At 67.0% G+C, this 14,105-nt stretch carries 12 protein-coding genes; 10 read left to right on the top strand and 2 right to left on the bottom strand.

Translation table 11 applies throughout. The features are described from left to right. The first annotated feature begins 68 nt into the window (after positions 1-68). The 3 genes from ACKI1H_RS22250 (at position 69) to ACKI1H_RS22240 (ending at position 4,417) form a co-directional block, all read left to right on the top strand. Entirely contained in the window at positions 69-2,522 is a 2,454-nt protein-coding gene (locus tag ACKI1H_RS22250; RefSeq protein ID WP_440466349.1) for a TonB-dependent siderophore receptor, read from the top strand. Between the two features lie 197 nt (positions 2,523-2,719). Beyond that, positions 2,720-3,337, top strand: coding sequence for a LysE family transporter (locus ACKI1H_RS22245; protein WP_440466348.1), 618 nt, complete (start codon positions 2,720-2,722; stop codon positions 3,335-3,337). Positions 3,338-3,472: 135 nt separating this feature from the next. Further along, positions 3,473-4,417, top strand: coding sequence for a Dyp-type peroxidase (locus tag ACKI1H_RS22240; RefSeq protein ID WP_440466347.1), 945 nt, complete (start codon positions 3,473-3,475; stop codon positions 4,415-4,417). Between the two features lie 4 nt (positions 4,418-4,421). Here the strand turns inward: ACKI1H_RS22240 and ACKI1H_RS22235 are convergent, their stop codons facing one another. Then, entirely contained in the window at positions 4,422-5,327 is a 906-nt protein-coding gene (locus ACKI1H_RS22235; protein ID WP_440466346.1) for a LysR family transcriptional regulator, read from the bottom strand. Positions 5,328-5,502: 175 nt separating this feature from the next. Here ACKI1H_RS22235 and ACKI1H_RS22230 point away from each other — a divergent pair, with 175 nt between their 5' ends. After that, positions 5,503-6,252, top strand: coding sequence for a glucose 1-dehydrogenase (locus ACKI1H_RS22230; RefSeq protein WP_138521003.1), 750 nt, complete (start codon positions 5,503-5,505; stop codon positions 6,250-6,252). Positions 6,253-6,376: 124 nt separating this feature from the next. Further along, complete coding sequence (locus ACKI1H_RS22225; RefSeq protein ID WP_440466345.1) at positions 6,377-7,135, top strand: class I SAM-dependent methyltransferase; 759 nt, start codon at positions 6,377-6,379, stop codon at positions 7,133-7,135. Between the two features lie 76 nt (positions 7,136-7,211). Here ACKI1H_RS22225 and ACKI1H_RS22220 read toward each other — a convergent pair whose 3' ends face one another. Then, positions 7,212-7,895 (bottom strand): phytanoyl-CoA dioxygenase family protein, encoded by a 684-nt coding sequence (locus ACKI1H_RS22220; protein ID WP_138521001.1) that lies wholly within the window; start codon positions 7,893-7,895, stop codon positions 7,212-7,214. Between the two features lie 185 nt (positions 7,896-8,080). Here ACKI1H_RS22220 and ACKI1H_RS22215 point away from each other — a divergent pair, with 185 nt between their 5' ends. Genes ACKI1H_RS22215 through ACKI1H_RS22195 form a run of 5 tightly spaced genes read left to right on the top strand, consistent with a single transcriptional unit; the run spans position 8,081 to position 14,022 of the window. Continuing rightward, the gene (locus ACKI1H_RS22215) at positions 8,081-8,860 is read left to right on the top strand and encodes an efflux RND transporter periplasmic adaptor subunit (protein WP_138521000.1); all 780 of its coding nucleotides are present in this window, start codon (positions 8,081-8,083) and stop codon (positions 8,858-8,860) included. Beyond that, positions 8,857-10,176, top strand: coding sequence for an efflux RND transporter periplasmic adaptor subunit (locus ACKI1H_RS22210; RefSeq protein ID WP_440466344.1), 1,320 nt, complete (start codon positions 8,857-8,859; stop codon positions 10,174-10,176). Before ACKI1H_RS22215 ends, ACKI1H_RS22210 begins: the two co-directional genes overlap by 4 nt. Then, entirely contained in the window at positions 10,177-12,270 is a 2,094-nt protein-coding gene (locus ACKI1H_RS22205) for an HlyD family efflux transporter periplasmic adaptor subunit (RefSeq protein WP_440466343.1), read from the top strand. Next, positions 12,260-13,069 (top strand): aspartyl/asparaginyl beta-hydroxylase domain-containing protein, encoded by an 810-nt coding sequence (locus ACKI1H_RS22200; RefSeq protein ID WP_440466342.1) that lies wholly within the window; start codon positions 12,260-12,262, stop codon positions 13,067-13,069. Before ACKI1H_RS22205 ends, ACKI1H_RS22200 begins: the two co-directional genes overlap by 11 nt. Next, entirely contained in the window at positions 13,069-14,022 is a 954-nt protein-coding gene (locus ACKI1H_RS22195; RefSeq protein ID WP_440466341.1) for a sulfotransferase family protein, read from the top strand. Before ACKI1H_RS22200 ends, ACKI1H_RS22195 begins: the two co-directional genes overlap by 1 nt. Positions 14,023-14,105 lie beyond the last annotated feature (83 nt).

The raw sequence follows: 14,105 nt of genomic DNA, 5'->3' as shown, positions 1-14,105 counted from the left end.
GGAGAACACGCCTCGTTGGGAGGGGTGAGCTACCCGCGCATCGCGCGGCCTGAAGGATGGCAATGAGCATGGCATCGAACTACCGAGCGCAATCGGGCAATCGTCGTTTTCCTCTTCTGATTCTCGCGGCGGCGATCCGCTCGGTACCGTTGGCCTGTGCCGGCCTGGCCGTGCTACCGCTGGTGCCTATGCAGGTGAGTGCCGCAGAAGCTGCGCGCGATTACGCCATCGGCGCGGGAACACTGAGCGATGTGCTGGCCCGTTTCGCCGCCAACGCCGGCGTTCAGGTGGTGTTCGATCCGGCCAGGCTGGCCGGCCGCAACAGCGACGGGATCAAGGGCCGCTTCACCGTCGAGCAAGGTTTCGCCCGGCTGCTGCAAGGCACCGGTTACCAACTGGTGGAGCGCGGAGAGGGTATCTATGCGCTGCAGGACATCAGCACTGGCGCGCTGGAACTGCCGGCCGACACGGTCGTGGGCAAGCACCGCGATACCCTGGCGATGCCTGAGACCGTCATCCAGGCAGATGCCGGCAGCGCCGGCTCGCCCACCGGCTACCAGCAGCTCGCCGATACCAGCACCACGCGCCTGGGCCTGACCCCGCGCGAGACGCCGCAAGGGGTCACGACCCTGTCCCGCGAGCAGCTCGACGACTTCAACCTCAACAGCGTGAAGGATGCCCTGCGCAGCGCGCCGTCAGTGACTGTCGAGCAGTACGAGACCGACCGCACCAACTTCACCTCGCGCGGCTTCGACATCAACAACTTCGAGTACGACGGCATCGGCTCGCCGTTCAGCGCCGGCCTGCTCAGCGGCGACCTGGACATGGCCGAGTACGAGCAGGTCGACATCCTCCACGGCGCCAACGGCCTGATGAGCGGCACCGGCAACCCTTCCGCCACGGTCAACTTCATCCGCAAGCGTCCGACCTACCAGCCCTACGCCCAGGTGAAGGTCTCGGCCGGCTCGTGGGATACGCGCCGGGTCGACCTCGACGTTTCCGGCCCGCTGACCGATAGCGGCAACGTGCGCGGGCGTTTCATCTACGCGAACGAAGTGGGCGACTCTTACCTGGACCGCTACTCCCATGAGCAGAACGTACTCAGTGGCATGCTCGCTTTCGACCTGACCGACGCGGATACCCTGACCGTCGGCTTCTCCGACAACAAGAGCAACTCCAACGGCAGCAGCTGGGGCGGCCTGCCGCTGACCGATTACAACGGCGAACCGATCCACTACAGCCGTCGTGGCTCGAACATCGGCCAGGACTGGAGCTACTGGGACGTGCATACCCAACGCGCCTTCGCCGAACTGACCCACGATTTTGGCGATGGCTGGAAGGGCAAGCTCAACGTCACCGCCGTGGAGCAGAACCAGCAGGCCAACATGTACTACCTGATGGCTTACGACGAAGACACCCCGTGGATGGCCGACCCCAGCCACAGCCATTCCAGCGAGAAGCAGTTGCTGGGCGAGGCGCAGGTCAGCGGCCCGTTCAGCCTGGGCGGTCGCCAGCACGACCTGACGCTGGGGGTGGACTACGGCCGCTCGCGCCACCACGACCGCGGCTGGTACAACAGCGAGGACGAGATGATGCCCGCCGACCTCGAGCAGACCCTCGGCGGCCACGTGCCCAAGCCGAGCCTGACCTACACCAACGACAGCAACGAGTTTGCCGACTTCACCGACCGCCAGAAGAGTGTCTATGCCGGTACCCGCTTCAACTTCACCGATCGGCTGCACTGGATCGTTGGCGCGCGCATGCTCAGTGTCGACAGTGATGGCAGCGACTACGGCTCGGCACGCGACGTGCGCATCCACGGCAAGGTGACGCCTTACACCGGCGTGGTCTACGACCTCAACGACCAGTACTCGCTGTACGCTAGCTACACCAAGATCTTCAACCCGCAGTACGTGATCGACGCGCAGGGCAAGGTGCTCGACCCGCTGGAGGGCCACAGCTACGAAACCGGCATCAAGGGCAGCCTGCTGGATGATCAGTTGAGCGTCTCCGCCGCGCTGTTCAAGACCGAGCAGGAAAACGTCGCCGAAGCCACCGGCGACATGCTTGGCAGCCAGTACATCTACCAAGGCGAAGACTTCAAGAGTCGTGGCGTCGAACTGGAAGCCAGCGGCCAGTTGGCGCCGGGCCTGCAATTGCAGGGTGGCTATACCTACGTGCACATCGAGGACCCGGACGGCCACGAGGCGCGCCAGTACGTGCCCACCCACAGCGTGCGCAGCAGCCTGACCTACCAGCTGCCGGGCCTGCCCCAGGCCAAGGTCGGCACCCGCGTGAGCTGGCAGAGTGCGATCCAGCTCGACGATGACAGCCGTATCCGCCAGAACGCCTACGCCCTGGTGGACCTGATGGCCAGCTATGACATCGACAAGCATTGGAGCACCTCGCTGAACCTCAATAACGTCACAAACCGCAAGTACCTCATGAGCCTCTACAGCGGCGGTTCGGGGTTCTACGGCGCTTCGCGCAACGTCACCGCAGCAGTGAGCTACAACTTCTGACCGACGCGACGAGCCCGTTGAGGTAGGGCGCTTTCATGGCTCCCTTTCCTGCGGGTGGCCTGCGGGCTTCTCCGACCCTGGGCTCGCCCCGACGATGGACCCTCCGGGTGAGGCCACGAAGGGCCGCACCTCGGACAGTCATGGGTGATAGACTCCCGTCGTTCTGACTGCCTCGTCCTGCCCAGAGGAGATCCCCCATGTTCGGCGTGACCGATTACGGCGCCTTCCTGATTGCCTTCGTGGTGCTCCTGGCCATCCCCGGCCCCGGCAACTTCGCGCTCATTACCGCGACGGGCAAGGGCGGTATTCGTGCCGGGCTGGCCGCCACCTGCGGAGTGATCCTGGGCGACCAGGTATTGCTGTGGATGGCGGTGGCGGGTGTGGCGACGCTGCTCGCCACCTACCCAACGGCCTTCCACGCGGTGCAGTGGCTGGGGGCGGCCTACCTGGCGTGGCTGGGCCTGCGCATGCTGCTGAGCAAGCCCGGTGGCGCACCGCGGCAGAGTCGCATGGACAGCGGCCACTACCTGCGCCAGACCATGCTGATCACCTTGCTCAACCCCAAGGCCATCGTGTTCTACATGGCCTTCCTGCCGCTGTTCATCGACCCGGTGAAGCACCAGGGGCTGGTGACCTTCGCCTTCATGGCGGCGACCGTGGCGGTGGTCACCTTCCTCTATGGGCTGGTAGCCGTGCTGCTGACCCACAAGCTGGCCGAGCGCATGCGCGCCAATCCGCGCGTGGCCAATCTGCTGGAGCGCCTGGCCGGTGCCTGCCTGCTCGGTTTCGGCATCAAGCTGGCGGCGATGCGCTAGATCCGCGACGCGGCCTCCGCTTCCCGAAGGGCCGGTCTGATCCGGCCCTTTTTTCGCCGCCAGCGTTGTCACGGCTGTCGGCGACCTGCTTTGATAACCTCATCCCCCCAATCTCGATGGCAGCGAATGGAAACCATGCTCAACGAATCCCCGGTCCCCCAGTCGGTCGACAGCCCGGTCACCCGCAGCGCGATCTTCCTCGTCGCCACCCTGACGCCGGGCAAGGACTGGAGCCCTGTGCGTTCGCTCTGCGAGGATGTTTCCGCCCTGGTGCGCTCAGTGGGCAAGCGTGTACCGACGGGCAGCCTCTCCTGCGTGGTGGGCTTTGGCTCGGCGGCATGGGACGCGCTGTTCGGCGCTCCGCGCCCGGCTTCCCTGCATGCCTTCCGCGAGATCGGCAGCGGCGAGCGCGTCGCGGTTTCCACACCGGGGGACCTGCTGCTGCACATCCGCGCCGAGCAGATGGACCTCTGCTTCGAACTGGCATCGCAACTGGTCGCGCGCCTGGGCGATGCGGTCACGGTGGTCGATGAGGTGCAGGGTTTCCGCTACTTCGACATGCGCAGCATCATCGGCTTCGTCGACGGTACCGAGAATCCGGAAGGCCGCGAGGTGCCGCACTTCACCCTGATCGGCGACGAGGACGCGGAATTCGCCGGAGGCAGCTACGTGCTGGTGCAGAAATACCTGCACGACATGGCCGGCTGGAACCAGCTCTCCACCGAGGCCCAGGAACGCATCATCGGGCGCACCAAGCTGGCCGATATCGAATTGGGCGACGACGTGAAGCCGAGCTGCTCGCACAGTTCGCTGACCACCCTGGAGAAGGACGGCCAGGAGGTGAAGATCCTGCGCGATAACATGCCATTCGGCAGGCCCGGCGCGGGGGAATTCGGCACCTACTTCATCGGTTACGCGCGCTCGCCGGCACCGGTGGAGGAAATGCTGGAGAACATGTTCGTCGGCCGCCCGGCCGGCAACTACGACCGTCTGCTGGACTACAGCAAGGCGGTAACCGGTAGCCTGTTCTTCGTGCCATCGGCCGATCTGCTCGAAGCGCTGGCCGACAAGCAGCCCTGAGTACTTACCCGGCAACCTTGCTCGGGAAACACTCCACCAGCCAGTCGATGAATACCCGCAGGCGGTGCGTCACGTAGCGGTTGTGCGGATAGACGACGTGGAAGGGGTAGGGCGCCGGACGCCAGTCCGCAAGAATCTCCACCAGTGAACCCTCGCGCAGGGCGGCGCCGGCGGCGTAGGAGAACGTCTGGATGATGCCCAGGCCGGCCACGCAGGCGGCCAGGTGCGCGTTGCTCTCGTTGACGCCGATGCGGTGCTCGATCTTCAGCTCGCTGCGCTCACCGTCGCGCTCGAAGCGGAAGGGCACCGCCCGGCCATTCCGCGGCGACAGGTAGCTGACCAGCCGGTGGCCGTTGCGCAACTCCTCCGGGTAGGCGGGGATACCGTTGTGGCGCAGGTACTCCGAAGAGGCGCAGGTGACCATGGTCGCATGGCCGATGCCACGGGCCACCAGCGACGAGGCGTCTAGTGCACCGCCGCGAATCACACAGTCGACGTTGTCGCCGATCAGGTCCACCGAGCGATCGGACACGCCCAGATCGATGCGGATATCCGGATAGCGCGCGAGGAAGTCGGGCAGCAGAGGCAACAGTACGTCCCGTGCGGTCGAGCCGCCCACGTCGATGCGCAGGTGGCCGCGTGGCTTGCTGCGGGCGATGTTGAAGGATGAATCGATGTCTTCCAGGTCACGCAGCACCCGGCTGGCCTTGGCGTAATAGTCCTGGCCTTCCGGCGTCACCGTGACGCGCCGCGTGGTGCGCTGCAGCAGGCGCACGCCCAGGTGCGCCTCCAGCTCCTGCACCAGCTTGCTCAGGGTAGCGTTGGGCATGTCCAGCGAGTCGGCGGCGCGGGTGAAGTTGCCGGCTTCCACCACGCGAGCGAAGGCGCGGATGGCCTGGAGCTGATCCATGGGAACTCCTTTGACGGGACCGCCTGATTATCCATGAACATGGATAGTCATTCCATTGTATGCGCTTTTTCAGCTAATCGGCGGGCCCTAGAGTAGCGCCATGCCTCACCGCAAAGCCGCGCCAGATACCGGCCAGGAGGCAGAACCCTCAACTCGGAAAGCTCAGGAGCTCATCATGAACAGGTCCCTCACTGGTAAAGTTGCACTGGTCACCGGCGGCAGCACCGGCATCGGCCTCGGCGCCGCACAGGAACTCGCCGCCCAAGGCGCCCGAGTGTTCATCACCGGCCGCCGCCAGGCCGAACTGGATGCCGCCGTGGAAGCCATCGGCCCGGCCGCCACGGCCATCCGCGCCGACGCCTCGGTGCTCGCCGATCTCGATGCGGTGTATGCGCAGATCGCGAAGACCGCCGGTCGCCTGGACATCCTCTTCGCCAACGCCGGTGGCGGCGACATGCTGCCGTTGGGCGCGATCACCGAAGAACACTTCGACCGTATCTTCGGCACCAACGTGCGCGGCGTGCTGTTCACTGTGCAGAAGGCACTGCCACTGCTGAGCGAGGGCGCGTCGGTGATCCTGACCTCGTCCACCACCTCGATCCAGGGCACTGCCAACTTCAGCGTCTACAGCGCGAGCAAGGCTGCCGTGCGCAACTTCGCCCGCTCCTGGGCGCTGGACCTGAAAGACCGTGGCATCCGCGTCAATGTCGTCAGCCCCGGCCCGGTGCGCACGCCCGGCCTAGGCGACCTGGTGCCCGAGGAAGCACGCCAGGGCCTGTTCGACGCGCTGGCCAGCCAGGTGCCGCTGGGCCGCCTGGGCGAGCCGCGGGAGATCGGCAAGGCGGTGGTCTTCCTGGCGTCGGACTCGGCCAGCTTCATCAACGGCGTCGAACTGTTCGTCGATGGCGGCATGGCTCAGGTCTGACCACGCAGCGGGCCGGGCAGGGCACAACCCTGGCCGGCCGGCCTGCCTGCATGGCTCTGGCCGTTGAGCCGGCTTGCGCATTACATTCGCGTAAAGCACGTCTTCAGGATAGGAACCGCCGGCCATGAGCTATCCATCCAGCAACCTGCGCAACTGGTTCGACCAGGGTGGCCAGGCGTATGCACGTTTTCGCCCCGAGTACCCGACGGAGCTCGCCTCCTACCTCGCTTCGTTGGCTCCCGACCGATTGCTGGCTGTCGACGTCGGCTGTGGTAACGGCCAGCTGACCCGGCTACTGGCCGAGCACTTCGATGCGGTGGTCGGCTTCGATCCCAGCGCGGACCAGATCGCCCACACGGCACCGCAACAAAACGTCAACTATGCCTGCGCGCCAGCAGAAGACCTTCCGCTGCTCGACCACAGCGCCAGCCTGGTTACCGCCGCGCAGGCCGCGCACTGGTTCGACCTGCCGAGGTTCTATGCCGAGGTGCGACGAGTCGCCGGGCCCAACGCGATCCTGGCACTGATCAGCTATGGCGTGCTGCGGCTGGATGGTGCGCTGGGCGAGCGCTTCGAGCAGTTCTACTGGCAGGAGATCGGCCCCTACTGGCCGGCTGAGCGCAAGCTGGTGGACAGCGGCTACGCCACCCTCGATTTCCCCTTCGCCGAGTTTCCGGGGCCGGATATCGCCATCCGCCTGGAGTGGAACCTCGAGGAATTCCTCGGCTACGTCTCCACCTGGTCGGCGGTGCGCAGCGCCCGCGAGGCCGGGCGCGAAGACCTGCTGCACGACTTCGCCGCCGACATGGCCGGGCACTGGGGCGACCCTGCCACAAGGCATCTGGTCAGCTGGCCTATCAACATGAGGATCGGACGGGTTTGAATGCCTGGATGCTTGCCCCTGGTCACGCGCGGGTGGGTCTCCAGTCATAGCAACGGAATCAATCGCTGTGTAAGCGTCATCCCGTCGCGAAAAGTTCGGCGTCCGGTGGGTCGAAACGTTCATCCGTGCTCATCCGCACGTTACGTAGCGCCAGCGTTTGCAGATGCGCTGCGTAGAGTGGCTCGGCTCGGTAGCTGATCAGGATCGTGCGGCGGCGTGCGCCGTTGATGTTCAGGCTACCGGCGTGCACCAGATCGACGTCGAACACCAGGATGTCGCCGGCCTGGCCGTTCAGTTGCAGGGTAGGGGACTCGTCGAGGGGGTCGAAGGGCGGCTCGCCAGGGGTGGGCCGATGGCTTCCGGGGACGACGCGAGTGGCCCCATTGTCTGATGAGAAGTCATCGAGGAAGGCGAGGGCGCTGACCATGTCGCCCGGACGAAGGTCCGACAGATCTCGGTGCAGTTGCTGATGGCCACCGCCGGGCATCGGTTCGCGCCCTTCGGCCTGGGCGATGAAGAAGCGCTCGCCGATCAGCGTGCCCGCTGCCGACAGCAGTTGCGGCAGACGGCACACAGTCTGCACGGCGGGCTCCAGATCCATCTGCGCGTGGCGCCAGTCCATCCCGCGTGGCACTGGCCATTGATCCGAGGGGAGGACGTTGGCGTCGAAAGCTGCACGCAGCTCCTGCAGCAGCGCGGCCGGGATCGCCTGGCGCAGCAACGCATAGCCTTCCTGGTGTAGCAAGGTCCGATCCGGCATGGTTTCCTCCCCCTTCGTGATGACCACGAAAACTGCTCAAGGTCCAATCTAGAGCGTCTGCGGCTCGCCGGTGGTTTTTCGCCGGTGCAGGCTGGCCGTCAAGCGTACGGAGGATTTCTGCTGCGGCCAATATCCGGCGCTTGCGGAGTGCCGTAGACTCCCGCGATCTTCCGGGGGAGACCGCTATGCATAAAGGGATTTGGCTGGGTTTGGGTTTGTCGTTGTGTGTGTCGGGGGCCGCCCAGGCGGTGGAGCCTGGCCAGGACGACTTGCTGTTGTCGAGCCCGCCTGCATCCAGTGGTGCCGGCGATGTCCGCGGCATTCTGCGGGCGCGCGACCAGGCGATGCTGTCCAGTGAGTTGGCCGGGCGCATTGTGGAAATGCCATTCGCCGAAGGGCAATCCTTCCGCAAGGGCGATGTGCTGGTGCGTTTCGACTGTGCCGCCTACCAGGCTCAACTGAACGCCGCACAAGCCGCCACTCGGGCGGCCAACGAGCAACTGGGGCACAACCGCCAGCTGGCCGCGCTCAATTCCGTGGGGCGCTTCGAGGTCGCACTGGCCGAGGCCAAGCTTTCCGAGGCCCAGGCCCAGGCGCAGGTCTACCAGGTGCAGGTGCGCCGTTGTGCGCTGACCGCGCCCTACGATGGCGAGATCGTGCAGCGCAAGGCGCAACCCTTCGAGAGCGTTTCTGGTGGCGCGCCATTGCTGGAAATCGTTGACAACCGCAGCCTGGAAATCCGCCTGCTGGTGCCTTCGCGCTGGGTGTCCCGGCTGAAGGTGGGGCAGTCCTTCACCTTCGTGCCCGATGAAACCGGCCAGCCGCTACAGGTGGAAGTCAAACGCCTGGGCGCACGGATCGACGAGGGCAGCCAGATGCTGCCGCTGATCGCTTCGCTGCCGGTCGACGCCAAGGGCCTGCTGGCAGGCATGAGTGGCACCGCGCGCTTCGCGGAGACGCCATGAACGCGCCGCAGGTCGGTCTGGCCGAGCGGGTTTTTGCGCAATTTCTTGCACTCGAACGCCAGGCTCGCGCGGCGCAGACGGTCGAGCAGTTGGCCTATCACCTGGTCAACGATGGCCAGGCGCTGTTCGGCTATCGTCATGCCGCGCTGCTGATCGCCGGCAAGGTGCAGGCACTCACGGGGATCAGTGTCGTCGAGCCCAACGCACCCTTCGTGGCGTTTGTCGAACAGGCCTGCGCTCAGTTGCAGAAGCAGCAAGCCCTGGCCAAGCCCCAGCGGGTGGATTTCCAGACCCTGGGGGCGCAGCAGCAGGCCGACTGGCAGGCGCTGTCCGTTGGCGAAGTGTTCTGGCTGCCGCTGGCGGACCGTCAGGGTGCGCCGTTCGGCGGCCTCTGGCTGGCGCGCGAACAGCCCTGGAACGACGCCGAACAGGCCTTGCTGGTGCAACTGGGCGATGCCTATGCCCACGCCTGGCAGGCCCTGCAGCCGCGCAAGCCCTGGCGCCTGCGCTGGCCACGGCGGCGTCTGCTGGCCATCGGTGCTGCGCTGCTGGTGCTGTTGCTGCTGCCGGTGCGCCAGTCGGTGCTGGCGCCCGCCGAGGTGGTTCCCCTGGATGGCCAGGTGATCTCCGCGCCGCTGGACGGCGTGATCCAGCAGGTGCTGGTCAAGCCCAACCAGACGGTCAAGGCCGGCGAGCTGCTGGTGCGTTTCGACGCCACCACGCTGCAGGCCCAGGCCGACGTGGCCGAACGTTCCCTGGGCGTAGCCGAGGCTGAACTCAAGGCCAATTCCCAGCGCGCTTTCTCCGACGCCGAATCAGGCGCCAAGGTCGACCTGCTGGCCGCGCGGGTGGAGCAGAAACGCGCCGAGCGCGACTATGCCCGCGACCTGCTGGCCCGCGCTGAAGTGCGGGCGCCGCGCGATGGCATCGCCGTCTTCGCCGATGCCGAACGCTGGACCGGCAAACCCGTGCAGACCGGCGAGCGCCTGATGGAGCTGGCCGATCCCCGCCAGGCCGAGCTGCGCATCGACCTGGCGGTGGCCAATGCCATTCGCCTGGCGCCGGAGGCGGAGGTGCAGTTGTTCCTCGACAGCGATCCGCTCAATCGCCACGCCGCTCGCCTGGCACGTAGCGCCTATGAGGCCCAGCCGGTCGCCGGCGGGCAGCTGGCCTACCGCCTGGATGCGCGTTTCGACACGGCGCCGCCCAGGATCGGCCTGCGTGGCACTGCCAAGCTCTACGGCGAACGGGCGCCGATCCTGCTTTATGTGCTGCGCCGCCCCCTGGCCGCGCTGCGCCAGACGGTGGGTTTCTAAATGGTGCTGCCGGCGCTGCGCGCCGATCTGCAGCTGTCACCGGGCGCGCCGGCGCTGGATGGTTCGCCGCAATGGACGCTGGCCGATCCCTTGCGCGGGCGCTACTTCAAGCTCGGCGTGGCGGCGATGCGCCTGCTGCGCCACTGGGCGCTGGGTGAGCCGCAGCGCGTGCTGCAGGCGGCCAATGCCGAGGGCGGGGCGCGGCTGGGCGAGGAGGAGTTGCAGCAACTGCTGATGTTCCTCCGCCAGCAGGACCTGATCAGCCCGGCCGACGGCGAGCAGCGCGGCAGCTACCGGCAGAAGGCCGCGCTGCAGCGCCATGGGCTGTGGAAGTCCCTGCTGCACCAGTACCTGTTCTTCCGGATTCCGTTGTGGCGGCCGGATGCCTTCCTCAATCGCGCCTGGCCCTGGCTGGCCCGCCATGGCCGGCTGCTGCTGCGAGTCGGCCTGCCCTTGACCCTCGGCCTGGGCCTGCTGCTGGTGGCGCGGGACTGGGACCGCTTCCTGGCGACCTTTCCGCACCTGTTCAGCTTCGGCGGTGCGCTGGCCTTTGGCGTCGCGCTGCTGTTCGCCAAGCTGTGCCACGAGTTCGGTCACGCCTTCATGGCCAAGCGCGCCGGATGTCGGGTGCAGAGCATGGGCGTGGCCTTCATGGTGATGCTGCCGCTGTTCTACACCGACGTCAGCGATGCCTGGCGCGTCAATGACCGACGTTCGCGCCTGCTGATCGGCGCCGGGGGCGTACTGGCGGAACTGACGCTGGCCTGCGTGGCGCTGCTGGCCTGGTCGCTGCTGCCGGACGGCCCGTTGCGCACCTCGGCCTTCATGCTGGCCAGCGCGACCTGGGTCACCACCTTGCTGGTCAACCTCAACCCCTTCATGCGCTTCGACGGTTACTTCCTGCTCAGCGACCTGCTGGGCGTCGAGAACCTCCAGGGGCGCGCCTTCGCCCTGTGCCGCTGGCGCCTGCGCGAGGCGTTGTTCGGCTACGGCGACCCGATGCCCGAGCCCTGGCCCGACGGGATGCGCCGGCGTCTGCTGCTGTGGGGTTATGGCTCCTGGCTGTGGCGTGCGGCGCTGTTCCTGGGGATCGCACTGACGGTCTACCACCTGTTCTTCAAGGTCCTGGGCATCTTCCTGATGCTGGTGGAACTGGTGTGGTTCATCGGCCTGCCGATCTGGCGGGAATGGCGCGAGTGGTGGCAGCGCCGTGGCCAGGCGCAGCCCGCGCGGCTGGGGCTGATTGGCGCCGGTCTTGCGCTGGTCCTGCTGGTGCTGCTGGTGCCCTGGCGCGGCAGTGTGGAAATCCCCGCCGTGCTGGAAGCCACCCGCGCCTCGGCGCTTCACGCTCCGGTCGCGGCGCGGCTCAAGCGAGTGGCGGTGAGCGACGGACAGAGTGTCGCCGCCGGAGACCTGCTGCTGGAACTGGAGTCGCCGGACCTCGATGCGCGGCTGCGTATCACCCGCCGGGAAATCGACATCACGCAATTGCAGTTGCGGCGCCAGGCCGGTCGCAGCGAGACCGCCGCCGACATCGGCGTGCTGGAGCAGCGCCTGGCCGAAGCCGTGGCCGAGTACCGTGGCTTGGCCGCGCAACGCGAACGCCTGGACATCCGTGCGCCCCACACCGGGGTGGTGCGCGACCTGCTGCCGGAACTGGTTCCCGGCCTCTGGTTGTCCCCGCGCCAGGCACTGGCCCGGGTAGTAGAACCGGGCGTGCGGCTGCGCGGCTATGTCGCCGAACAGGCGGTATGGCGCGTCGAACCCGGTGCCCAGGGGCGCTTCGTCGCCGATGATCCGGCGCGCCCGGCACTCCCGGTGCGCCTGGAGTCGGTGGATGCCACCGGCACTTCGCACCTGGACCTGGAGGCCCTGGCCTCTGATCGCCAGGGCGCCATTGCCGTGCAGCGTGACAGCGAGGGCCGGGCTCTGCCGGTGCAGGGCCAATATGCCGTGCGCTTGAGTGCCGACCAGCCCATGGAGCTGGTACAGCCGGTGCGCGGCGAGGTGGTGCTGGCGGCGCGCGGCGAGTCGCCGCTCAGCACCATCTGGCGACGGCTGGCGGCCCTGGGAGTACGCGAAAGTGGTTTCTGAGTCCCGTCTGCCGGCCTGTGCACGCCTGCCGCTGCGCTTTGCGACCCCGGCCCTCGAGGCCGCCGTGGCGGCGCTGCCGGCCGGTGCCTGGGTTACGCATTTCAATACCGCCTACCATACCGGCGGCTGGAGCGGCGTCAGCCTGCTGGCCCCGCAAGAAGCACCCCATGCGTTGTCGGCGGGGCAGGGCAGTGACACGCGGCCGCCCAGCGCGACGCGCTGGCATGGCCTGCTCTGGCAGGAGTTGCTGCAGTCCATCGATATGCCTATCCGTTGCGCACGGTTGTTGCGCCTGGAGGCGGGCAGCCGCATCCGTGAGCACTGCGATCCCGATCTCGGCGATCCCGAGGGCGACGTGCGCCTGCATGTGCCCATCCTCAGCGGGCCGGGCGTCGAGTTCCTGCTTGAAGGGCAGGTGGTGCCGATGGCGCCGGGCGAATGCTGGTTCCTTGACCTGGCGCGACCGCATCGCGTGGAAAATGTCGGCGAACGGGCGCGGGTACACCTGGTGATCGATGCCCGTCGCAATGACTGGTTGCGTCGCCAGATCGCCACAGGGCTGGCGGACACCCCAGCGTCGCGGCCGGCCAGCTCGACCCTGGCCTTTGCCGAGTTCCGTCGCCAGGTGGCGAGCCGCGCGGACCTCGCCGCAGCGCTGCGTGACCTGCAGGATCCCCGCGACTTCTGTGAGCGCGCCGTCACCCTTGGCGCAGGCCTGGGGCTGTGTTTCCAGGATGATGATGTCCGCGCGGCCATGCGCCGGGGAAGGCAGGCGTGGCTGGATCAACGGAGCTACTGATGGACGTCATGGAAGAGCGCGATGACTGGCGCGGCTGGCTGCCGATCCGGGTGTTCGCCGACGGCGACGACTGGCGCGTCGACTGGTGCTGGTTCGGCGATACGCCGTTGGGCGAGCCGTTCTTCAGTGACAGCGTGCGGCGCGCCCTGCGCCTGCCGTTCAACCAGGCGATGCGTCGGGACAGCTCGCTGGGTGCCTTGAGCCAATGGCGCGAGGCGAGCCCTGGTGTGGCGCCCGGCCTGTTCATCCACCATGCCTCGCGCTGCGGCTCGACCCTGCTGGCGCAGTTGCTCGCCAGCGATGTGCGCAACATCGTCCTGTCCGAGGCGCCGGCACTGGATACGCTGCTGCGCGAGGAACTGCCGGATTCGGTCCGTAGCGAAGGCTTGCGCGGCCTGCTCAACGCTTATGGCCAGCGCCGCCGAGGGGCCGAGCAGGCCCTGGTGGTTAAACTCGATGCCTGGAATGTGCACCAGGCTTCCCGCCTTCACCAGTTGTATCCCGCCACGCCGAGCCTCTTCGTCTACCGCGATCCGCTGGAAATCCTCGTCTCGCACCTGCGCCAGCCCGGCATGCATATGGTGCCGGGGCTGTTGGGAGCGTCAACGCCTGAACCGCCCGGGTCGCTGGCCGGGATGGACAGGATGGCGCAACGGATTGGGGAGATACTACAAGGCGGCTTGAGCCTCTGTCGGGAGTGGGGAGCTCTGCCGGTGAACTACAGCGAATTGCCTGGCGCGGCCTGGCAGCGGCTGGCGCCCCTCTTGCGGGTGGACGAGGCCGACCGACCTCGCCTGCAGGCGGTGGCCGGGACGGATGCCAAGCAGCCGGGTATGCCCTTCAGTCCCGACGGCGAGCGCAAGCGTGCGGAGGCGGACGAGACGGCGCGAGCGGCGGTGGAGCGTTGGGCGAGGGAGCCCTACGAAACCCTGGAAGCCTTGCGCCTGGCGTGAGGTGGAGACGGGCATGCGTACGGAATGCGTTTTCAAGAAGAAACCTGCAAAAAGAGCGACAGTTGGCGCTGAAATCCGGTGGC

This window comes from Pseudomonas sp. YH-1 (assembly GCF_051990045.1).
Classification (GTDB): domain Bacteria; phylum Pseudomonadota; class Gammaproteobacteria; order Pseudomonadales; family Pseudomonadaceae; genus Pseudomonas; species Pseudomonas nicosulfuronedens.
This window is presented reverse-complemented; position numbering and strand designations above follow the sequence as displayed.